We start from the raw sequence: 21,071 nt of genomic DNA, 5'->3' as shown, positions 1-21,071 counted from the left end.
GACGTATGGAACTGCGTCAGCTCGAACACTTCCTCGCCGTCGCGAAGGAGCAGCACTTCACCCGCGCCGCGAGCGCCCTGCAGATCTCGCAATCGGGGCTCTCGGCCTCGATCCGCGCGCTCGAGAGCGAGCTGGGTAGCCCCCTGTTCACCCGCAGCACCCGCCGCGTCGAGCTGACGCCGGCTGGCCGGGCGATGCTCGCGGAGTCGGAGCGGACCGTCGCCAGCGCCCTCGCTGCCCGTGACGCGGTGCTCGCCGTGCAGGGGGTGCTCCGCGGGAGCCTCGCGGTCGGCACGGAGGAGTGCCTGGGCGGCGTGCATCTGCCTCGCGAGCTGGCGACCTTCCGCGAGCAGCACCCGGGAGTCGCGCTGCGGCTGATCCACGAGGGGTCCGGCACCCTGCTCGACTCCGTTGCCGCCGGCCGTCTCGACCTGGCGCTCGTTGCCGACATCGGTGCTGTGCCCAGCGGTGTGCGGACGCTCCCGCTTGCGAGCGAGGGCTTCGCCGTGCTGGTGCGCCCGGGGCACCCCCTCGCCGGCCGCGTCGGCTGCCGCATCCCGGATCTGGCGGGTGAGACGATCGTCGGGCTGCAGGAGCACTGGGCGGCGAGCCTCTTGGCCGCGCGGGCGTTCGCGGCGCACGGGCTCGGCTTTGAGGTCGAACTCGAGGTGAACGACGTGCACACGCTGCTCGACCTGGTCGAGTACGGGATGGGTATCGCCGTTGTGCCGGCGCACTTCGCGCAGAAGCGCCCGGCGGGGCTGCGGGCCGTGGCCCTCGCCGACCCGCTGCTGGTGTGGCGGACGATGGTGGCGGTGCCGGAGCGGCCGAGCGCGGCGGCTCGCGCCTTCGTCTCGGCGCTTCCGGAGCCGCTGCAGGACGCGGTCTGACCCGGGTGGTGTTCATAACGCAGGAAGAAACGGCTGCGGCGCCCTGCAATACCGCGTGGGGCGGAGGCCGGATCCGAATCCTTCCTGCGTTATGAACGGAATCAGCCGAGCGAGGCCAGCTCCTCGGCGCTGAGCTGCAGATCGGCGGCCGTCGCCGAGTCGCGGATGCTCTCGGGGCGCGACGCCCCGGGGATCGGCAGCACGACCGGGGCCTTCGCCAGCTCCCAGGCGAGGCAGACCACCTGCGGCGTCACTCCGTGCGCCTCGGCGACCGTCGCGAAGGCGGAGTAGCGCGAGCCGAGTTCGCCCGCCGACGAGATGCCGCCCAGCGGGCTCCACGGCAGGAAGGCCAGGCCCAGCTCCGCGCAGAGCTCGAGCTCCGCCTCGCTGGAGCGGAACGACGGCGAGAACTGGTTCTGCACCGAGACCAGGCGCTCGCCGAGGATGCTGTGCGCCTCGCGGATCTGGTCGGGGTCGGCGTTCGAGATCCCGGCACGGAGGATGAGCCCCTCGTCGAGCAGCTCGGCGAGCGCGCCGATCGAGTCGGCGTACGGGACGGCGGGGTCGGGCCGGTGGTACTGGTAGAGGCCGATCGCCTCGACGCCGAGGCGCTGCGCGGACGCGCGTGCCGCCTCCTTCAGGTACTCAGGGCGCCCGTTCTGGTCCCAGGGCCCGGGCTCGCGCCGCAGGTGCCCGCCCTTCGTGGCGACAAGCACTGTGGAGGTGTCGCCGCCGTAGCCGCGCAGCGCCTCCGCGATCAGCAGTTCGTTGTGGCCGAGGTCGTCCTGGGTCGCGAGGTGGTAGGCGTCGGCCGTGTCGATCAGGGTGACGCCGGCGTCCAGCGCCGCGTGGATCGTGGCGATCGACCGCTCGCGGTCCGGGCGGCCCTCGATCGACATCGGCATGCCGCCGAGTCCGATCGCGCCGACTTGGATGTCGCCGAGAGTGCGCTGCTTCATGAATGCTCCTTCGCAGTGGGGTGGGTGGTCACCAGGCGTAGTCCTCGGGGGCGCTCCGGTGGCCGGGGAAGATCTCGTCGAGGCGCGCGAGAGCCTCGGAGTCGAGGGTGATGTCGACGGCGGCGACGGCGCTCTCGAGCTGCTCGAGCGTGCGCGGGCCGGTGATCGGCCCGGTGACCGCGGGCTGGTGCAGGAGCCAGGCCAGGGCCAGCTCGCCAGGCGCCTCGCCGCGCTCGCGGGCGAACGCCTCCCACTGCTCCAGCGCGGGGCGGTGCTCCTGGATCGCAGCGAGGCTGCGCTCGGAGGAGCGGCGCCCGCCCTCCGCGGTCTTCTCGAGCACGCCGCCCAGCAACCCGCCCTGCAGCGGCGACCAGGGGATGACACCGAGCCCGTAGTGCAGCGCGGCCGGCAGGACCTCGCGCTCGACGTCGCGGACGAGCAGGTTGTAGATCGACTGCTCCGAGGCGAGGCCAGTGAAGTGGCGGGCGCGCGCCGCCTCCTGCGCCTGGGCGATGTGCCAGCCGGCGAAGTTGCTGGAGCCGACGTAGAGAACCTTGCCCTGCTGCACGGCGACCTCCATCGCCTGCCAGATCTCGTCCCACGGCGTCGTCCGGTCGACGTGGTGGAACTGGTAGAGGTCGATGTGGTCGGTCTGCAGGCGGCGCAGGCTCTCGTCGAGGGCGCGGCGCAGAGTGAGAGCCGAGAGGCGGCCTCCGTTGGGCCAGGAGTCGCGGCCGCGCTCGGCTCCGGGGGCCGCGAACTCGCCCATGTCGCCGAAAACCTTGGTTGCGAGGACTGTGCGTTCGCGCCGCTCGCCGCCCTGCGCGAACCAGCGGCCCACGATCTCCTCGGTCGCACCGCGGCCGGCCTCGCCTCCGTAGACGTTGGCCGTGTCGAAGAAGTTGACGCCGAGCTCGTGCGCGCGATCCATGATCGCGAACGAGTCGGACTCCTCGGTCTGCATGCCGAAGTTCATGGTGCCGAGGACGGTGCGGGAGACGGACAGGCCGGTGCGGCCGAGCTGCGTGTACTGCATGGCTCCAGTCGACGCCTGATCGGGCCGGATGTCCAACAGGTGTTCGGTATGGCTGTGATCGACGGGGGAGGTCAATCGGTGGCGCTCGTCAGGGGGTGGCGTCGGGCGCGGTGCTGCCCGCGCGTGCGGGTGCCGAGTTAGAGTCGCGGAATGGTCCGGACGACGCAGCGCCTCCTCATCGCCCTTGCCACGGTGGTCCTGCTGGCCGGCTGCACGGCTGAGGCGCCGAACCCCGTCGGGGAGACGAGCCCGGTCGCCGCGCCGTCGACGGTATCCGTCGCCGGAGAGCCGCCCGCCGCGGGCTCGGACTCGGCTGCGCGGCCCGTGCCGACTGTCCCGACCGCGGCAGCCGACCGGGCGCAACCGGCACCGTAAGCGCCACTATCCAAAAGTTGTCGCACTCGGCGTCGAGTGCGACAACTTTTGGATAGTGGCGGGAGGGTGGGCCGGGCTCGCGACGCCCGTGCGCGCTCAGCCGAAGTGGCGCGGCAGCACGGCGCTGTTGACGGCGCGCAGCTCGTCCAGCGGCAGCGTGAACAGCCCCTGCACCTCGACCGCGGGAGTCGCCGCGTCGGTCACGCCGATCCGCAGCACCGGGTAGCCCCGGCCCTCGCAGAGCCCGCGGAACTTCACGTCGTCCTCGCGCGGCACCGACACGAGCACGCGGCCCGTCGACTCCGAGAACAGCGCGGCCGTCGCGTCGACGCCGTCGCGCTCCATCAGCTCGCCGAGCCAGATGCGCGCCCCGACGCCGAAGCGCAGGGCCGACTCGGCCAGCGCGACCACAAGCCCGCCGTCGGCGAGGTCGTGGGCGGAGGCGATCAGCGACTCCTTCGCGCCCGCCGAGATCAGCTCGGCCAGCGCCCGCTCAGCCGCCAGATCGAGCTGCGGCGGCAGCCCGCCGAGGTGGTCGTGCACCGTGCCGGCCCACGCGGAGCCGTCGAGCTCGTCGCGGGTCGTGCCGAGGAGGTAGAGGTTGTCGCCCTCGTCCTGCCAGCCGGAGGGGATGCGGCGGGCGACGTCGTCGATCACGCCGAGCACGCCCACGACCGGAGTCGGGAAGATCGGCACGTCACCGGTCTGGTTGTAGAACGAGACGTTGCCGCCGGTCACGGGGATCTCGAGTTCGAGGCACGCATCGGCGAGGGCGCCCACGGCCTCGCGGAACTGCCACATCACCTCCGGGTTCTCGGGGCTGCCGAAGTTGAGGCAGTCCGAGACGGCGACCGGCGTCGCTCCGGTGACCGCGACGTTGCGGAACGCCTCGGCCAGCGCCAGGCGCGCACCCTGCGCGGGGTCGAGCTGGCACCAACGGCCGTTCGCGTCGGTCGCGACCGCGAAGCCCAGGCCCGACTCCTCGTCGACGCGGACCATGCCGCCGTCGTCCGGGTAGCTCAGCGCCGTGTTGCCGAGCACGTAGCGGTCGTACTGCGAGGTGATCCAGCTCTTGTCGGCCAGGTTCGCGGAGCCCAGAAGCGCCAGGGTCTCGGCGCGCAGCGCGTCACCGTCGCTCGACCGGGGCAGGCGGGAGGAGGAGTCGGCCTGGAGCGCATCGAGCCAGATCGGGTAGGCGATCGGGCGCTCGTAGACCGGCCCGTCGACGGCGACGGTGCGCGGGTCGACGTTGACGATCTCTTCGCCGTGCCAGTCGATGATCAGGCGGCCGGAGTCGGTGACCTCGCCGAGCACGCTGGTCTCGACGTCCCACTTGCCGACGACCTCGAGGAACGCGTCGAGCTTGTCGGGCCGGACGACGGCCATCATCCGCTCCTGCGACTCCGACATCAGGATCTCCTCCGCCGTGAGCGAGGGGTCGCGCAGCAGCACGGAGTCGAGCGAGATGAACATGCCGCCGTCGCCGTTCGACGCCAACTCGGAGGTGGCGCACGAGATACCCGCCGCGCCCAGGTCCTGGATGCCCTCGACGAGGTCCTTGCGGAACAGCTCGAGGCAGCATTCGATGAGCACCTTCTCGGCGAACGGATCGCCGACCTGCACCGCGGGGCGCTTGGTCGGTCCACCGTCGGCGAAGGTGTCGGAGGCGAGGATCGACGCGCCGCCGATGCCGTCGCCTCCCGTGCGCGCCCCGAAGAGCACCACCTTGTTGCCGACGCCGCGGGCGTTCGCGAGGTGCAGGTCCTCATGGCGCAGGACGCCGACGGCGAGCGCGTTCACGAGCGGGTTGCCCTGGTAGACGGAGTCGAAGTACGTCTCGCCGCCGATGTTCGGCAGGCCGAGGCAGTTGCCGTAGAAGGAGATGCCGGCCACGACGCCGTGCACGACGCGGGCGGTGTCCGGGTCGTCGATCGCTCCGAAGCGCAGCGCGTCCATGACCGCGACCGGCCGCGCGCCCATCGAGATGATGTCGCGGACGATGCCGCCGACTCCGGTCGCCGCTCCCTGGAACGGCTCGATGTAGCTGGGGTGGTTGTGGCTCTCGATCTTGAAGGTGACCGCCCAGCCCTCGCCGACGTCGACCACTCCCGCGTTCTCGCCCATGCCGACCATGAGGTTCTTCTTCATCGCGGGCGAGACCTTCTGCCCGAACTGGCGGAGGTACATCTTGGACGACTTGTAGGAGCAGTGCTCGCTCCACATCACCGAGTACATCGCGAGCTCGCCGCTGGTGGGGCGCCGGCCGAGGATCTCGCGGATCCTCGCGTACTCGTCGGGCTTGAGTCCGAGGGCCGCGTAAGGCTGCTCCCGCTCGGGCGTCGCCTCCGCGTTCGCAGTGGTGTCGGGAACGGCGGTGCGGCTGTCTGCCATGTGCTGGAGGCTCCAGGGGAGGGGGACGGGATGCGCGTCGATCCTACCCGGCGCCGCCGCCTCGGCCCGGGCGAGCGGGCGGTGCGGGCGTCGGCGCCTAGGATCGGGCGGGTGAAGCGGGCGGCTCTGATCGGGACCGTGCTGTGGGCGCTCTACCAGTGCTTCGGGAACCTCAGCGCGGCGAACATCTCCTCCGACGAGCCCGTGTACCTCGCCGCCGGGTGGGACTACCTCCACGGTGACGTGAGCGCGAACCTCGAGCATCCACCGGTCGCGAAGTACCTGATCGGGCTGGCGCAGGTGCTCCTCGGCGAGGGACTGCTCGCGGGCAGAATCGCCGCCGGTACGGCCGCCTTCCTCACCGGCGCGATCCTCTGGCTGTGGTTCCGGAGCGAGCTCGGCTCGACGCTTGCGCTGATCCCGGCCGGACTGTTCCTCCTCTTCCCGCGTACCGCCGTGGGCGCAGGCACCCGGATCGACCGGCTCGCCCTGCTGGAGCCGTTCATGGTGCTGTTCGCCGTCGCGGCGATGGCGGCGGCGTGGACCTGGTCGCGCGCCTCGCCCGGCAGGCGGAGCGGCTGGCTGATCGCCCTGGCCGGCGCGCTGCTGGCCCTGTCGGTCACCTCGAAGCTGACCACCGCCGTCCTCGTGCCCGTGTTCCTCCTGCCGCTGCTGCGCTCGGGGAGTCGCGGCCGGGCCCTCCGGGGCGCCCTCGCCTTCGCGGTCGCGTTCGTCGTGACCGGGGTCCTCGCCTACCTGCCTGTTCACCCGGTCGAGGCGATTCCGTACCTGCTCGACTTCCAGTCCGAGCACAACGCCATCGGCCACCTGATCGAGGTCGCCGGGTCCGCGTACGTCTTCCCGCCGTGGTGGGCGAACCTCTGGTTCATGCTCGCCGGGATCGGCCCGGTGGCGCTCGCCGTGCTGCTCCTGGGCGCCCTGCTGGCCCTGCTCGCTCCGCGGCGTCGGGCTCTGGTGCTGTACCTCGGGGGCGCGACCCTGCTCCTGCTGGTGTTCCACGTGGTCGTCAGCTCGGTGGCGCTGCCGCACTATTACGCGGCGTGGGCCTGGCTGCTGTGTGCGCTGGCGGGCATCGGCATCGCGGAGGCGCTGCGCGGCGGGATCCTGCTGCCCGCGCTGGTCCCGCGCGGGTCGGGCGCCGTGCTGCTGGCCGCCTCCATCGTGGTCGCGGCCGCCACCTCTGCGGGCATCGCCGAGGAGCGCCCGACCGGGATCGCGCGGGTGGCCGACGTGCTGCGAGAGCGCGGGCTCGACGGCGGCCTCGTGCTCGCGCAGGGCATGTCGTCCGGCGTCTACGTGCCCTACCTCGGGGACCGCGTGACGACCGATCCGTCCTCCACCGGCATCGTCGCTATCGCCATCGCGCCGTCGTCGCGCTTCCCGGTCGATCCGCGGGTCACCGCCTATCTTGAGTCGGCGCACCCCGAGACGGTGCGGCTCGACGACCTCACGCTCGTGCTGACGGGCGGTCCGCTGCCGTGATCGCTCACGTCGAACGGCAGGCCCCCGGATCGACGGCGTCCGTCAGGGAGGCGGCCTGCGCCGCCACCGGTGAGAGCGCCGTGAGCGGGATGGCGTAGCCGACATTGTCGACCGAGGCGGCCTTGCCGAAGACGACACCAGAGACGGTGCCCTCGAGCGAGAGCAGGGGACCGCCCGAGTTGCCCTGGTTGACCACCGCGGCGAGCGTCAGCACCTCGCGCAAGGTCGGCGCTCCGTCGACCATCAGCGAAACCGTCGCGTCGGAGGAGACCTCCGCGGAGCCGACCGTCAGCGGGCCACCGAAGGGGTAGCCCGCGACGACGGCGTCGTCTCCGGCCGCGACGGCGTCGTCGAGCGGGAGCGGGGACGCGTCGAGCCCGGTGACGGCGATCACGGCGAGGTCGGCGGCCGGGTCGAGGTAGACGATCCGGCCAGTGCGCGGTGCCTCGCCCGGGGCCTCGACGACCGGCTCCGAGACTCCGGCCACCACATGCGCGTTGGTGATCACGCGGTCGTCCGAGACGACGAAGCCGCTGCCCGTCACTCCGATATCGCAGGCCCAGGCCGTGCCGGAGACGCGCACGACCGAGCGGGTGGCGGCGGCCACCTCCGGGTCATCAGTCGCCACATCCGGGATGACGGGTGCCTGCGTCGGCGCGTCGAGCGCCTCGACGACCCAGGAGGTGCCCTCGTCGACGACGGTCGACTGGAGCTGCGCGAGGAAGGCGCGGACGGGGGAGGGAGTGAGGTCGTCGATTGCGCGGACCACGGTCGAGCCGGCGACGGAGGTGGTGAGGAGGGGGACGCCGAGGAGGGAGACGGCCGAGGTGACGGCGATCCAGACCAGGCCGCTGATCGCTAGGCCGGCGACGCCTCCCGCGAGCCGGTCGAGCAGGCCGAGCTTCACTCTGTCCGCGCCGCGGCCGATGATCGCGCCCAACGCTGCTCCGATCGCGTAGCCGACGCCCAGCAGCAGCACCGCGGTCCCGATCACGGCGAGCAGGCGCCACTCGCTGCCGGCCGCCCACGACGAGACGGCGGGTACGGCGAAGGAGGCGCCGATCGCGCCGGCGACGATCCCCGCGAGGCCACCGAGGGTGCGGAGAAGGCCGCGCCGCACTCCGTCGACGAGCGCGCCGATGAGACTCAGCACGACGATGACGTCGACGATGACTGATGCACCCACGCGGAACTCCTGGCGGTGTCGGGGACGGGATCCTCCAGCATGACCGACGCGGGATGCGCGGACGCCCGGAGGAGGCTGGCAGTCCGGGCCGCCGGGTGTGCGATCTGCAGGGGCCTGTGCGATTCGCAGGGGATCTCGACGTCGCACCGAATCTTGCAGGGAAAAGTGCTCGGTTGTGCACGGATGTCCTGCGAATCGCACGCCCGGCCCCGGCGAGCCCCCGAGAAAAACAAGCCGCCTAGAAGAACGAGATGCAGTACGGAGTCGCCACCGGCGCGAACAGCCGGTCCACCCGCTCCTGATCTCCCACGAGCCGCGCCAACCCGGCGCGCGCCAGGATGGACGGCCGTACGGAGCCCAGCAGCAGCGATCCCAGGTCCGCCACGTCCAGCGACAGCTCGGCGTCGTCCTCCGTGCTCTCCACCGTGCCGGAGCCGCCCTCCGCGGTGATCCGATAACGCCCGCCGGCGAGCCCCAGCCCGTCGGTCACCTCGACCACCACTGTGTCGTCCGCGGTCCACGGCCGAGCCGAGAACGCGGTGGCGACGTCGAGGATCCGCAGCCAGATCAGGTCGCCCACGTGCCGCACCTGAACGACGCGCGCGTCGCGGAGGGCCCAGGTCAGCGGGTCGTCGACGGGAGCCATGTCCCAGGTGACCGCGGAGGCGAGGTCCACCGCGCCGAGATAGCCCCAGAGCGCAAGGTAGGCGTCGGCGCTGGGAGCGACGAGGTCGACGATCTCGAGCGTGTGGTCGTCCTCGGGTCCGACCGCGCGGTACGTCACGAAGCCGTCGAGGGTTCCGTCGTCGTCGAGGTGCACGGCCGAGCGGACGTCGAGGCCGGGCGTGGTCTCGCCGGACGCGGTCCCGACCGAGTTCGCCTCGTAGCGCGACTGACGGGTCAGCGAGCCGGGGGTCGATGCCTGGAAGGCGGCGAACACCTCCGGGATGCGCGGCTTCAGCCAGCTCGTCGACACGACCTCGACGCGACCCGCGGGCTCGGTCTGCAGACCGAAGCGCGGCCCCGTGTCGACGCGGATCGAGCGGGTGAAGGCCGAGCGGCCGAAGCCGAACCGGCGGTAGATGGAGGCCTCGCTCGCCGTGAGCGCCGCGACCGGCGTGCCGGCCTCCTTCGCCAGGCGCAGGTCCTCGGTGATCATCGCGCGCAGGATGCCGCGGCGCCGGTGCGTGGGTCGCACGGTCACCTGCGACACGAGGTGCGCCGCCAGCTCGCGCCCGCGACCGACCTGCAGCGCCCCAGGGAAGGCGGCGTAGGTGCCCACCGGTACTCCCTCGCCGTCCAGCCCCTCGGGGGCCGAGGAGTCGAGGACCGCGGTGAGCACGCGCTGGTCGGCCACCATGTGCTCGGCCCAGTCGCGCAGCTTCTCGGGCGTGAACTCCTTCTCGTGGAAGCCCGAGTTGATCGCCGTCGCCCACGCGGCCGTGGCGGAGTCGGGTCCGCCGTCCGCGGTGACGGCGGCGGGGAAGCGGCGGAGGTCGAGACCGGTGAGAGGCATCCGACCACCCTATTCATCCGGGGGCGCGCTGGCGTTGAACTCCGGCTCGTGGATTCGCGCTCGGCTCGCCGAATCCGCCCGTTCCTACGAGCCGAACGTATTTCCGCGAGCCCAACATGCTCACGCGTGCCGGAGCGGCCGACAGGCGGGAGGAGGCGGGCCCTCAGAGCACGGTCCAGCGCTTGTCCAGCGCCGCGTCCACCGCCTCCGCGAGCCGGTCCAGCCGGGCGGAGTCGAGTCGCCCCGGTTCCGCGCTCGCCCGCACCCGCTCGTTCATCGCCGCGATCGCCGAGCGTCGCCGCGGCAGAGTCGCCGTGAACGCGCAGTTCCGGAGCAGCACCAGCAGCGCTCCCGCTGTGCCCTGCGCCTCCGTGAGCACCTCGAGCCGCCGCTCGAACGGTGACTCCGGCACCATCACACGCAGGAAGCCGTCCCCATCCTGGAACGCCGCCGGCGGGTCCGGGATGCGCGCCAGCAGTGCCAGCGCCGAGCCGAGCGCGTCGAGGTCCCCCACGCGCGCCAGCTCCCGCAGCCGCGAATCCACGTCCTCCGCAGGCCCCGCCCCGAGCTCCACCGTCCGCAGCACGAGCGCGTCGAGTCTGCGCTCCTCCTCCTCGCCGGGCACCGACGGGGTCGCCGACCACCACGAGAGCAGCGGAGTCGCGGCCACCGCGTGCTCGCCGGGCCGCCGCTCCAGCGCGATCAGCAGGTCCTCCTGCGCGGCGAGGGACACCAGGGCACCCGCATCGACGCGCAGCAGCGTGCCGGATCCGGGCGGCAGCACCAGGCGGCGGCCGGAGGGAGGCACCAGCTCCGCGCGCGTCCTCGCGCCCGATCCACGCTCGCTCGCGAGCAGGATCTCCTCCTCGAGGCTCCGCCGGGGTCGTCGTCCGCTTCCGAGCGCCATGCCCTCACGCTACCGTCGGCCGCATGACCCGTTTTATCGCCCTCCTGCGCGGAGTGAATGTCAACGGACGGACGGTCCGCAACGCGGAGCTCGCCGAGACGGTCGCCGGCGTCGGAGGGGAGCGGGTGCGGACGGTGTTGGCGAGCGGCAACGCGGCTCTCGACTCCGACCGCCCCGTCGCCGAGCTGAAGCCCGCGCTCGAAGCGGCGCTCGCCGAGCGGTTCGGCTACGACGCCTGGATCGTGCTCGTGACGCAGGAGGCGCTCGCCGCCGTGCTCGCTGCCTACCCCTTTCCGCGGATCGACGACGAGGCGCACCCCTACGTCGTCTTCGGCTCCGATGAGGCCGCGCTCGACGCCGCGCAGGCGGCGATCGGTGATCCGGACCCGGCGGTCGAGCTGGTCGCCCGCGGTGTCGACGTCCTCTACTGGCGCTGCCCGCGCGGATCCTCCACGGACACTCCCGTCGCGAAGGTCCTCGCCCGCTCCGCCTACCGCTCGACCACCACGACGCGGAACCTCCGCACTGTCGAGAAGCTCGCGACGGCCTGACGTCTGTCACCGAGGCTGGAGAGCGCCCGAGGCGGCGGTGCTCGCCGGGTTTTTCCTCGACACCCGCGTCCTCACCGACCCGACTGGGGGCACCCCCGCTGATGCTTCCGCTCGGGCGATATCGCCCCGCCGCGGCGCGGATCGGCACCCTGGATGGCGCAGAGATGACGGACGTGTAAACGGTTCCACACGGCGACCGGGGGGCGTATACGATACGTCCAGTCCGCGGCGGACGACCGTCATCGGCGGAACCGCCGAACGCCTGCCCCCGATCAGAGGTCCCCCCGCCGTGACTGCATCCCCGATGCGCCCCGATGCCTCCGCCCTTCGCGGCCTGCGCGCGCTCCTGTTCGACCTCGACGGAGTGCTGACGCCGACCGCCGACGTCCACATGCAGGCCTGGTCACGGCTGTTCACCGACTACCTCTCCTCGCGCAGCGTCGCCGAGGGCTACACCGACGCCGACTACTTCCGGTACATCGACGGCCGCCCGCGCTACGACGGTGTCCGGGCGCTCCTCGCCTCGCGCGGCATCACCCTGCCCGAGGGCACACCGGGGGACGACCCGTCGCTCGAGACCGTCTGCGGGCTCGGCAACCGCAAGAACGACGCCTTCAACCGCACCCTCGCCGAGAAGGGAGTAGCGCCTTACCTGGGCTCGCTCCGCTTCGTCGACGCCGCGATCGCCGCGGGCGTGCAGGTCGCTGTCGTGACCTCCTCCCGCAACGGCGTGCCCGTGCTCGAGGCCGCGGGCCTGCGCGAGCGCTTCGAGGTCGTCGTGGACGGACTGCTCGCGGCCGAGCGCTCGATCGTCGGCAAGCCCGCGCCGGACACCTACCTCTACGCGGCCGAACTCCTCGGCCTTGCGGCCGCCGACTGCGCCGTTCTCGAGGACGCGCACTCCGGAGTCGCTGCGGGCCGCGCGGGCGGCTTCGGCCTCGTCGTCGGTGTCGACCGCGGAGTCGGCGCCGACACCCTGCTCGAGCACGGCGCTGACCTGGTCGTGGACGACCTGGCCGAGTTGCTCCCCTTCCTCCCCACCGCCCCCGAGGACGCCGCATGAACCCCATCACCTCCGACCCGCTCGACCGGAACCGCTTCCCGATCGACGAGTGGGCCCTCGTCGAGACCGAGTTCGCCTCCGAGCTGCAGGGCCGCACCGAGACGCTGTTCGCCACCGGCAACGGCTACCTGGGCCTGCGCGGCAACGTGGAGGAGGGGCGCGACGGCTACGCCTACGGGACGTTCATCAACGGGTTCCACGAGACCTGGCCGATCCGCCACGCGGAGGAGGCGTTCGGTTTCGCCCGCGTCGGCCAGACCATCGTCAACGTGCCCGACGCGAAAATCGTCCGCCTCTACGTCGACGACGAGCCGTTCGTGCTGAGCGAGGCCGACGTCCTCGCGTACTCACGGCGCCTCGACTTCGCGAACGGCGTGCTCACCCGCGAGCTGGAGTGGCGCACCCCGTCGGGTAAGCGCGTCCTGCTCCGCTCGCGTCGCCTGGTCTCGTTCACCGACCGGCACCTCGCGATCCTCGACTACGAGGTCGAGATGCTCGACGCCGACGCCTCCGTGCTCATCTCGAGCCAGATCCTCAACCGGCAGGACGGAGTCGACGAGTACCACGCCCCCTCCGGCAGCGAGGGCGCCGGCTTCGACCCGCGCCAGGCGGAGTCGTTCGAGGATCGGGTGCTCCAGCCCCGCCTCAAGCGCGTGAGCGGCACGCGCTATCTCCTCGGCTACCGCACCACCAACTCGCAGATGACCGTCGCGTGCGGCGCCGAGCACCAGCTCGAGACCGAGAACGAGTGGGACCAGACCTCGCAGATCGACGACGACCTCGCCAAGCACGTCTACCGGGTGCAGGCCAAGGCCGGCCGACCGGTGCGCCTGGTCAAGACGCTGACCTACCACACCTCCCGCGGCGTGCCCGTGCGCGAGCTCGCCGATCGCTGCGACCGCACGCTCGACCGCGCCCGCGAGACTCCGGTGGAGGAGCAGTTCACCAAGCAGCGCGAGTGGCTCGACGATTTCTGGACCCGCTCCGACGTGCAGCTCGACGGCCAGCCCGCGATCCAGCAGGCCACCCGCTGGAACCTCTTCCAGCTCGCGCAGTCCACCGCCCGCACCGACGGCGGCGGAGTCGCGGCCAAGGGCGTCTCGGGCTCCGGCTACGGCGGCCACTACTTCTGGGACACCGAGGTCTACGTCCTGCCGTTCCTCAGTTACACGGCGCCGCTCGTCGCCCGTAACGCCCTGCGCTTCCGCCAGAACATGCTCGAGGCGGCCCGCTCGCGGGCGGCGGAGCTGAACCAGCGCGGCGCGCTGTTCCCGTGGCGCACCATCAACGGGCAGGAGTCGTCGGCGTACTACGCCGCCGGCACCGCGCAGTACCACATCGACGCCGACATCTCGTATGCGCTGATGCAGTACGTGGGCGCGACCGGAGACGACGACTTCCTCGCTCGCGGGGCGATCGACATCCTGGTCGAGACCGCGCGGATGTGGGCCGACCTGGGCTTCTGGCGCAGCAACGGCGACGACCACTTCCACATTCACGGAGTGACGGGACCGGACGAGTACACGACCGTCGTTAACGACAACCTGTACACGAACGTCATGGCCCGGTCGAACCTCCGCTCGGCCGCGCGTGCCGTCGAGCTGCTCAGGGCCGTCGAGCCGGCCGCGTACGAGCGGATGGCCGACCGCCTCGCTCTCAATGAGGGCGAGGTGCTCGAGTGGGCGCGCGCCGCCGAGAAGATGCACATCCCCTTCGACGCCCGGGCGGGCATCCACCCGCAGGACGCGGCCTTCCTCGAGAAGGAGCTGTGGGACCTGGAGAACACTCCGGCGAGTAAGCGCCCGCTGCTGCTGCACTTCCACCCGCTGGTGATCTACCGCTTCCAGGTGCTCAAGCAGGCGGATGTCGTGCTCGCGCTGCTGCTGCAGGGCAACGAGTTCACCGCGGAGCAGAAGCGCGCCGACTTCGAGTACTACGACGCGCTGACCACCGGCGACTCGACTCTCTCGGCCGTCGTGCAGTCGATCATCGCGGCCGAGGTCGGCTACAGCGACCTCGCCCGCCACTACTTCCTGTCGGCGCTCTTCGTCGACCTCGCCGATCTGCACCGCAACACGGCGGACGGCATTCACGTCGCCTCCACCGGCGGTGTCTGGAGTGCCCTGGTCTACGGCTTCGGCGGGATGCGCGACCACGGCGGCCGGATCACGCTCGACCCGCGCCTGCCCGACGACTGGGAGCGCCTCGTCTTCCGCATCACCCTCCACGGCACGCGCGTGCGCGTCGAGGTGACGCAGACGGAGGTCGTACTGAGCGTCGAGACCGGCGACTCCGCCGCGATCACCGTCCGCGACGAGCGCGTGCACGTCGCGGCGGGCAGCCCCGTGCGCGTGCCGCTCACCCATCAGGGCCGCCGCCTGCACGGCGCCCCGACCACCTCCGATATCGAGGGCACCCGCCGCTCCGACGGGACCGTGATCACCGCCTCGATCCCCACCATCTCGATGAACCCCGAGCCGGAGGTGCTCACCGGTCCGTGAGCGCGCCCCGCCGCGAAGAACGCCCGGACACCGCCCCGACAGCGGCCAAGAAGGTACGTCCGGCTGATGGCAGCTCCACCAGCAGGCGTCGATGATGGAGGTGCGCGGCCGTCCTCGCCGCGCACCTCACAACGAGAGAAGGGAACTCACGATGGCATCTCCCCTCAGCGGTTTCTTCGGCGACCACGCAGATCCGGCCGAGGAGCTTGTCGCCATCTTCGGCGAAGGAACGTCGAGCACGTCGGCCGCCGTCGCCTCTGCGGTCGAGTGGGGTCGTCGTCTGCTCGCGGAGCGCGGGATCGAACCACGCAAGCAGGTCACCGCCCTTCACGCCTTCCGGCAAGCCGAGCCGCGCCTGTCTCTCAAGCCCGCGACGTACCTGGCGAAGCTCGTCGCGGCCTGATCCGTCTTTCGTGGATCGTGCCGCCTCAGACCGAGGCGATCAGCGAGCGCAGCGCCGAGGTGAAGAAGGTCAGCCCATCGACGCCCGAGCGCATCGCCGCGGCAGTGTCCGGCCCGAAGCCCTCCTCGACCGCGTGCTCCGGGTGCGGCATGAGCCCCACCACGTTGCCGCGCCGGTTGCTGATGCCGGCGATGTCATTCATCGAGCCGTTCGGGTTGTGGCCGAGGTAGCGGACGACGACGCGTCCCTCCGCCTCCAGTTCGAGCAGAGTCTCGGCCGAGGCGATGTAGCCGCCCTCGCCGTTCTTGAGCGGGATCGTGATCTCCTGGCCGGGCTCGAAGCCGTTCGTCCAGGCGGTCTCGGTGCTCGCGACGAGCAGGCGCTGGTCGCGGCAGACGAAGGATCCGACGTCGTTCGCGATCAGGCCGCCCGGCAGCAGGTGCGCCTCCGTCAACATCTGGAATCCGTTGCAGATGCCCAGCACCGGCGTCCCGGCGTTCGCCGCGTCGATCACCTCGCGCATGATCGGCGAGTGGGAGGCGATGGCGCCGCAGCGCAGGTAGTCGCCGTACGAGAATCCGCCGGGCAGCACGATCGCGTCGACCCCGTCGAGGTCGTGGTCGCCGTGCCAGAGCGCGACCGGATCCGCGCCCGCGAAGCGGACGGCGCGCTGGGCGTCGCGGTCGTCGAGCGAGCCGGGGAAGGTGATGACGCCGATCCTCATCGGGCGGCCTGCTCCGGGTAGTGGATCCCGACGACGTCCTCGATCACCGAGTTCGAGAGCATCTCGTCGGCGATCGCCTGCACCGAGGCGCGCACCTCGTCGGTCACCTCGTCCACCGTGATCTCGAAGCGCTTGCCCACCCGCACGCCGTGCAGAGCGGAGTGGCCCAGCCGCGCGAGTGCGCCGGCCACGGCCTTCCCCTGCGGGTCGAGCAGCTCGGCCTTGGGCATGACTTCAACGACGATCGTGGGCACCGTGTTCTCCGGGATCTCGGGGGAGTGCGGTCTTCCGCGCGACCATCGTACCTGCGGGGATCCTGGCGATCGGCGGCGGCTCAGGTGGTCGTGACGCGGATCGCGTTCGCCCAGGGGTCCTCGAAGGCGAGGGTGCGGCCGTCCTCGCGGGTGGCGACTCCGGAGCGGGCCAGCCGCTCGCCGAGCGCGCCGAGGTCATCGGCGCCGGGCACCGCGATCTCGACCTGTCCGAGGCCGAGGGCCTGCTGCCGACGTCCGGCGCCCGCCGAGTTCCACGTAGTCATCGCCATGTGGTGGTGGTAGCCGCCCGCCGAGACGAAGAGATCCGCCCGTGCGTCCACGACCACTGCGTGCGGTCGCGGTCCCAGTAGAGCTCGACGCCGTTGTGCTCGGGGTCGTCGAAGGAGAAGGCCTTGCTGACCAGGTGGTCGGAGCTGCCGGTGAAGGAGCCGGGGTGCCGGGTCGCCACGCTGTACACGGCCGCAGCGAGGGCCGCCTCCGTCTCGATGAGGATCGCCGTGTGGACGAGGCCGGCGCTGCGCGGCGAGGCGTGCTTCAGGGCGACGCGGAGAGTCACCGCGCCCATTGCGGTGTCGGGGGCGAGCAGGTCGGAGGAGGAGGCGGGGTCACCGCAGCGACGCTATCCGCTTGTCGTTGTCGCCACAACTATCCATCGTCGCCAGCGCTCTTAGGAACCGCTTAAGCGACACCCAGCCGGTGTGGGGAGGCCGGGCATGGAATGGGGACCGGTCGCCGCCAGGGGCGACCCCGGCACGAGGACGACACCATGAACGAGAGACACGAATTCGACGAGCGACAGGTCACCGACCAGTCCGCCCCGGCCGAGGCGACGAGCGCCGACGCACGACGCGCCCTCGCTCGTCGCGACCGTCGTCGCGCGATGATCGCCGGCGGCCTGGGGCTCGCCGTGCTGATCGGAGTGGCGGCGGGCGGAGTCTCGTACGCCGGCCGCACTGAGGCGGCCTCCTCGGCCTCCCGGGGCACCACGACCGTGGATCCGGGGGGATCCCGCGGGCCGTCCGGCAGCTACGCGATCTCCCCCTACTGGGGTGGATCGACCGTTGAGGGCGGATCCTTGCGGGGCGGCTCCTCCGTCGAGTCCGCCACCGGCGCCTCCGGCAGCACCGGCGTCGTCGCCGCGAGTGCCGCGCAGACCGCCGGCGTCGTCACCATCACCTCCGCGCTCAGCTACCAGGGCGCCAGCTCGGCCGGCACCGGCGTGATCCTCACCTCCGACGGCATGATCCTCACCAACAATCACGTCGTCGCGGGCGCCACCGCGATCGTGGTCACGGTGGAATTGACCGGGCGGAGCTACACCGCCCGTGTCGTCGGCACCGACGCGACGAACGACATCGCTGTCCTGCAGCTGAAGGACGCCTCCGGTCTCACGCGCGCCACCCTCGACACCGACGGAGTGGCCGTGGGCGATGCCGTGACCGCCGTCGGGAACGCGGGTGGCACCGGCGACCTGGTCGCCGCGTCCGGAGTGGTCACGGCCCTGAACCAGCAGATCACCACCCGCTCCGAGTCCGGCGTCTCGGAGGAGACGCTGACCGGTCTCCTCCAGGTCGATGCCGACATCGTCTCCGGCGACTCCGGCGGCCCCCTCGTCGACTCCGCCGGCCGCGTGGTCGGGATCAACACCGCCGCGTCGAGCGGCACGGCCGACATCACCGGCTTCGCCATCCCGATCGCGACGGCCCTCGACATCGTCACCACGATCGAGGCGGGTGCCGACACCGGGACCGTCGAGATCGGCTATCCCGCCTTCCTCGGTGTCTCCCTTTCGGCGGCCACACCGTCGCGGACGTCCCGCGCGCCGGCCACCACCGGTTCCGGCGCGTTGATTGGCGGCGTCATCGAGGACACACCGGCCGCGAAGGCGGGCCTCGAGGCGGGCGATATCGTCACTGCCGTCGATGGCGTGGCCGTCGGTTCCGCAGCCGAGTTGTCGGCCCTGCTCGCCCAGCGCGAGCCCGGCGAGTCGGTGACGATCTCGTGGACCGGCGCTACGGGGGCCGCCCGCTCGGCCCAGGTCGTGCTGGTCGAGGGCCCAGTCGCCTGAGCGGAGCCTCCGCGGCCCGAGCGGAGTCGCCGTAGCGTTCCGCACCGTTCACCGTGAAAAGCGCGCCATGCCACCCGTTGTTTTGATCCGTTCAAGACAACTCGGTAGTGTCCTCGTCATGGCGACACTGGACCAGCGGCTCCGAGCCTCCGGGCTCAAGGTCACCGCCACCCGGCGGGCGGTGCTTCTCACTCTTCAGGAGCACCCGCACTCCGGGGTCGAGGCGGTCTTGGCCCGGGTGCGCGAAGGCCTCCCCGAGGCTTCGGCGCAGGCGGTCTACGGAGTGCTCTCGGCATTCACCGACGCCGGGATCGTCCGCCGCATCGAACCGGAGGGTCACCCCCGCCGGTTCGAGCTGAGGGTCGGCGATAACCATCACCACGTGGTCTGCCGACGCTGCGGGGCCGTCGCCGATGTCGACTGCGTCGTCGGGGAGGCGCCGTGCCTGCACCCGCAGACCGCGAGCGGCTTCGCCGTCGACACTGCCGACGTCACGTTCTGGGGCACCTGCCCCGACTGCCTGGCCTCGGCCCACTGACCACCATTCGCTACACCGCAGCGGCGGGCGCTCGCGCCCTTCGCCGACAGGAGGAACATGACCGAGGAACGATTCACCACCACGAACTCCGGAGCACCGGTCGCCAGCGACGACCACTCGCTGAGCGTCGGAGCCGACGGACCCCTCGCGCTCCACGACCACTACCTCGTCGAGAAGCTGGCACAGTTCAACCGCGAGCGCATTCCGGAGCGCGTCGTCCACGCCAAGGGCGGCGGCGCCTTCGGTCTGTTCACCACCACCGCCGACGTCAGCGCCTACACCCGCGCCGCGCTCTTTCAGCCCGGAGTCGAGACGGAGATGCTCGCGCGCTTCTCGACCGTCGCCGGTGAGCAGGGTTCGCCGGACACCTGGCGCGACCCCCGCGGCTTCGCGCTGAAGTTCTACACGAGCGAGGGCAATTACGACCTGGTCGGCAACAACACCCCTGTCTTCTTCCTCCGCGACGGCATCAAGTTCCCCGACTTCATCCGCTCGCAGAAGCGCCTGCCCGGCAGCCACCTGCGCGACCACGACATGCAGTGGGACTTCTGGACCCTCTCGCCCGAGTCGGCTCACCAGGTCACCTGGCTCATGGGCGACCGCGGACTGCCCTCCTCGTGGCGGCACATGGACGGCTTCGGCTCGCACACCTACCAGTGGATCAACGCGGCCGGCGAGCGCTTCTGGGTCAAGTACCACTTCAAGACCGACCAGGGCGTCGAGATCCTGACCCAGGAGCAGGCCGACCAGATCGCCGGAGAGGACGCGGACTTCCACATCCGCGACCTGTCCTCCGCGATCGACCGCGGCGACTTCCCCTCGTGGACGCTGTCGGTGCAGGTCATGCCGTATGAGGACGCGAAGAGCTACCGCTTCAACCCGTTCGATCTCACCAAGGTCTGGCCTCACTCCGACTACCCGCTGATCGAAGTCGGCACGATGACGCTCGACCGCAACCCTGAGAACTACTTCGCGCAGATCGAGCAGGCGGCGTTCGCCCCGTCGAACTTCGTACCCGGGATCGCGGCCAGCCCCGACAAGATGCTCCTCGCGCGCATCTTCAGCTATGCCGACGCGCACCGCTACCGCGTGGGGACCAACCACGCCCAGCTGCCGGTGAACGCGCCGAAATCGCCGGTGCACTCGTACTCGAAGGACGGCCCCATGCGGTTCGACTTTCAGAAGTCCGAGGTGCCCGTCTACGCGCCGAACTCGCAGGGCGGCGCTCACGCCGATCCCGCCCGGGCGGCGGAGTCGGCCGGCTGGAGCACCGACGGTGAACTGACGCGCGCAGCGGCGACCCTGCACCCTGAGGATGACGACTTCGGCCAGGCCGGAACGCTCTACCGCGACGTTCTCGACGACGATGCGCGTGCCCGTCTGGTCGCGAACATCGCTGGCCACGTATCGAAGGTCACGCGTCCGGAGCTCCGTCAGCGCGTGCTCCAGTACTGGGCGAATGTCGACTCGTCGCTCTCGCAGCGCGTCGCCGAGGCGCTGGAGCCGTCGGCGCCCGGTGCGGATGTCTCCGCGGAGGCCGTCGGCATCGGCGCGTAGTCCTCGACTGCCCCAGGAGGAGCGCGTGGTACCGGAGTGATCCGGGCCGCGCGCTCCTCCTCGTTGGTGGGGGACCGAGGATGCAGCAGAGCGGGGCGTGCAGGGACGAGCCCGAGGACGACACGCCCGGGATGAGCCATTTCCGGCTCCCGTTTGACAGCGCCGCGATCGCTGCGTAACTTATTCCGAGTCGCCACATAGGCCGCAGGGAAACGGAAAGAGCAGCAGCTCCCACGTCCCGGCCTCAATCGGGACCATCCACTCGGTAAGACAGCCTCTCGGGGCAGGCCTGCCGAACGGATGCCATACCTTCGCCGGATCCCTCGGATCCAGTATCTTGGCCGCCCGGTCGAGGACGTCAGTCTTCTACCGAGCAATGTTGGGGCACCTCCGGGTGCGACAACAGGGCAAAGAAGCCGGATTTGACACGGCCAGCGGATGTGCTAGGTTATACAAGTTGCCACGGCGACAAAGAGAAAGAAACTTCTCCTAGTCTAACCGAGTATCTGCGTATGACGCAAGCAGCAACATCTTTCGATCACTCTCGTTGTGAAGCATCGTTTTCGGTGTGGAGGCGGGGTGTGTCCGATTCTTGAGAACTCAACAGCGTGCACTATGTTCAATGCCA

Annotated in this window: 18 protein-coding genes and 1 pseudogene; 10 read left to right on the top strand and 9 right to left on the bottom strand. The window is 71.1% G+C overall.

The features are described from left to right. Window positions 1-5 precede the first annotated feature (5 nt). On the top strand, window positions 6-890 hold the full coding sequence (locus C5D07_RS02315; protein WP_068256068.1) for a LysR family transcriptional regulator: 885 nt from the start codon (window positions 6-8) through the stop codon (window positions 888-890). Window positions 891-991: 101 nt separating this feature from the next. Here the strand turns inward: C5D07_RS02315 and C5D07_RS02310 are convergent, their stop codons facing one another. Both C5D07_RS02310 and C5D07_RS02305 read right to left on the bottom strand, forming a co-directional pair. Next, the gene (locus C5D07_RS02310) at window positions 992-1,849 is read right to left on the bottom strand and encodes an aldo/keto reductase (protein ID WP_068256067.1); all 858 of its coding nucleotides are present in this window, start codon (window positions 1,847-1,849) and stop codon (window positions 992-994) included. 28 nt (window positions 1,850-1,877) lie between these two features. Then, the gene (locus C5D07_RS02305; protein WP_068256062.1) at window positions 1,878-2,885 is read right to left on the bottom strand and encodes an aldo/keto reductase; all 1,008 of its coding nucleotides are present in this window, start codon (window positions 2,883-2,885) and stop codon (window positions 1,878-1,880) included. 150 nt (window positions 2,886-3,035) lie between these two features. Between C5D07_RS02305 and C5D07_RS02300 the strand changes: the two genes are divergently transcribed. Beyond that, entirely contained in the window at window positions 3,036-3,260 is a 225-nt protein-coding gene (locus C5D07_RS02300) for a hypothetical protein (protein WP_068256058.1), read from the top strand. Window positions 3,261-3,356: 96 nt separating this feature from the next. Here the strand turns inward: C5D07_RS02300 and purL are convergent, their stop codons facing one another. Next, window positions 3,357-5,651, bottom strand: a complete 2,295-nt coding sequence (purL, locus tag C5D07_RS02295; RefSeq protein ID WP_068256055.1) for a phosphoribosylformylglycinamidine synthase subunit PurL — start codon at window positions 5,649-5,651, stop codon at window positions 3,357-3,359. A gap of 30 nt (window positions 5,652-5,681) precedes the next feature. Here purL and C5D07_RS02290 point away from each other — a divergent pair, with 30 nt between their 5' ends. Beyond that, window positions 5,682-7,154 carry a glycosyltransferase family 39 protein gene (locus C5D07_RS02290; RefSeq protein ID WP_104258580.1) on the top strand — a complete coding sequence of 491 codons (1,473 nt, stop codon included), beginning with the start codon at window positions 5,682-5,684 and terminating at the stop codon, window positions 7,152-7,154. A gap of 4 nt (window positions 7,155-7,158) precedes the next feature. Here C5D07_RS02290 and C5D07_RS02285 read toward each other — a convergent pair whose 3' ends face one another. From C5D07_RS02285 to C5D07_RS02275, 3 genes are all read right to left on the bottom strand, one after another. Beyond that, window positions 7,159-8,340: a MarP family serine protease gene (locus tag C5D07_RS02285; protein WP_104258579.1), complete on the bottom strand. Its 1,182-nt coding sequence runs from the start codon at window positions 8,338-8,340 to the stop codon at window positions 7,159-7,161. Between the two features lie 238 nt (window positions 8,341-8,578). After that, window positions 8,579-9,856 (bottom strand): GNAT family N-acetyltransferase, encoded by a 1,278-nt coding sequence (locus C5D07_RS02280; protein ID WP_068256046.1) that lies wholly within the window; start codon window positions 9,854-9,856, stop codon window positions 8,579-8,581. 163 nt (window positions 9,857-10,019) lie between these two features. Continuing rightward, the gene (locus C5D07_RS02275; RefSeq protein ID WP_104258578.1) at window positions 10,020-10,763 is read right to left on the bottom strand and encodes a DUF2254 family protein; all 744 of its coding nucleotides are present in this window, start codon (window positions 10,761-10,763) and stop codon (window positions 10,020-10,022) included. Window positions 10,764-10,786: 23 nt separating this feature from the next. Between C5D07_RS02275 and C5D07_RS02270 the strand changes: the two genes are divergently transcribed. From C5D07_RS02270 to C5D07_RS02255, 4 genes are all read left to right on the top strand, one after another. After that, window positions 10,787-11,314, top strand: coding sequence for a DUF1697 domain-containing protein (locus C5D07_RS02270; protein WP_068256040.1), 528 nt, complete (start codon window positions 10,787-10,789; stop codon window positions 11,312-11,314). Window positions 11,315-11,618: 304 nt separating this feature from the next. After that, complete coding sequence (locus C5D07_RS02265; RefSeq protein ID WP_104258577.1) at window positions 11,619-12,377, top strand: HAD family hydrolase; 759 nt, start codon at window positions 11,619-11,621, stop codon at window positions 12,375-12,377. Next, window positions 12,374-14,878, top strand: coding sequence for a glycoside hydrolase family 65 protein (locus C5D07_RS02260; RefSeq protein ID WP_104258576.1), 2,505 nt, complete (start codon window positions 12,374-12,376; stop codon window positions 14,876-14,878). The genes C5D07_RS02265 and C5D07_RS02260 overlap by 4 nt, the downstream gene beginning before the upstream one ends. Window positions 14,879-15,029: 151 nt before the next feature. Beyond that, window positions 15,030-15,281, top strand: coding sequence for a hypothetical protein (locus C5D07_RS02255; protein ID WP_104258575.1), 252 nt, complete (start codon window positions 15,030-15,032; stop codon window positions 15,279-15,281). Between the two features lie 25 nt (window positions 15,282-15,306). On the opposite strand, the gene purQ is transcribed toward C5D07_RS02255, so the two are convergent. The 3 genes and pseudogenes from purQ to C5D07_RS02240 all read right to left on the bottom strand — a co-directional run bounded on the left by purQ (window position 15,307) and on the right by C5D07_RS02240 (window position 16,845). Continuing rightward, window positions 15,307-16,005: a phosphoribosylformylglycinamidine synthase subunit PurQ gene (gene purQ, locus C5D07_RS02250; RefSeq protein ID WP_104258574.1), complete on the bottom strand. Its 699-nt coding sequence runs from the start codon at window positions 16,003-16,005 to the stop codon at window positions 15,307-15,309. Then, the gene (gene purS / locus C5D07_RS02245; RefSeq protein WP_068256025.1) at window positions 16,002-16,259 is read right to left on the bottom strand and encodes a phosphoribosylformylglycinamidine synthase subunit PurS; all 258 of its coding nucleotides are present in this window, start codon (window positions 16,257-16,259) and stop codon (window positions 16,002-16,004) included. The genes purQ and purS overlap by 4 nt, the downstream gene beginning before the upstream one ends. Window positions 16,260-16,339: 80 nt before the next feature. Continuing rightward, a pseudogene (locus C5D07_RS02240) lies at window positions 16,340-16,845 on the bottom strand (VOC family protein). A gap of 201 nt (window positions 16,846-17,046) precedes the next feature. Here C5D07_RS02240 and C5D07_RS02235 point away from each other — a divergent pair. From C5D07_RS02235 to C5D07_RS02225, 3 genes are all read left to right on the top strand, one after another. Further along, a complete protein-coding gene (locus C5D07_RS02235) occupies window positions 17,047-18,348 on the top strand; it encodes a S1C family serine protease (RefSeq protein WP_249028154.1) in 1,302 nt (433 codons plus the stop codon). A 118-nt stretch (window positions 18,349-18,466) separates the two neighbouring features. After that, window positions 18,467-18,886: a Fur family transcriptional regulator gene (locus C5D07_RS02230; protein WP_104258573.1), complete on the top strand. Its 420-nt coding sequence runs from the start codon at window positions 18,467-18,469 to the stop codon at window positions 18,884-18,886. A 57-nt stretch (window positions 18,887-18,943) separates the two neighbouring features. Further along, window positions 18,944-20,443 (top strand): catalase, encoded by a 1,500-nt coding sequence (locus C5D07_RS02225; RefSeq protein ID WP_104258572.1) that lies wholly within the window; start codon window positions 18,944-18,946, stop codon window positions 20,441-20,443. Window positions 20,444-21,071 lie beyond the last annotated feature (628 nt).

This window comes from Rathayibacter tritici (assembly GCF_002932875.1).
Taxonomy (GTDB): domain Bacteria; phylum Actinomycetota; class Actinomycetes; order Actinomycetales; family Microbacteriaceae; genus Rathayibacter; species Rathayibacter tritici.
The sequence above is the reverse complement of the archived record's forward strand: the minus strand, read 5'-3'. Positions and strand labels throughout refer to the sequence as shown.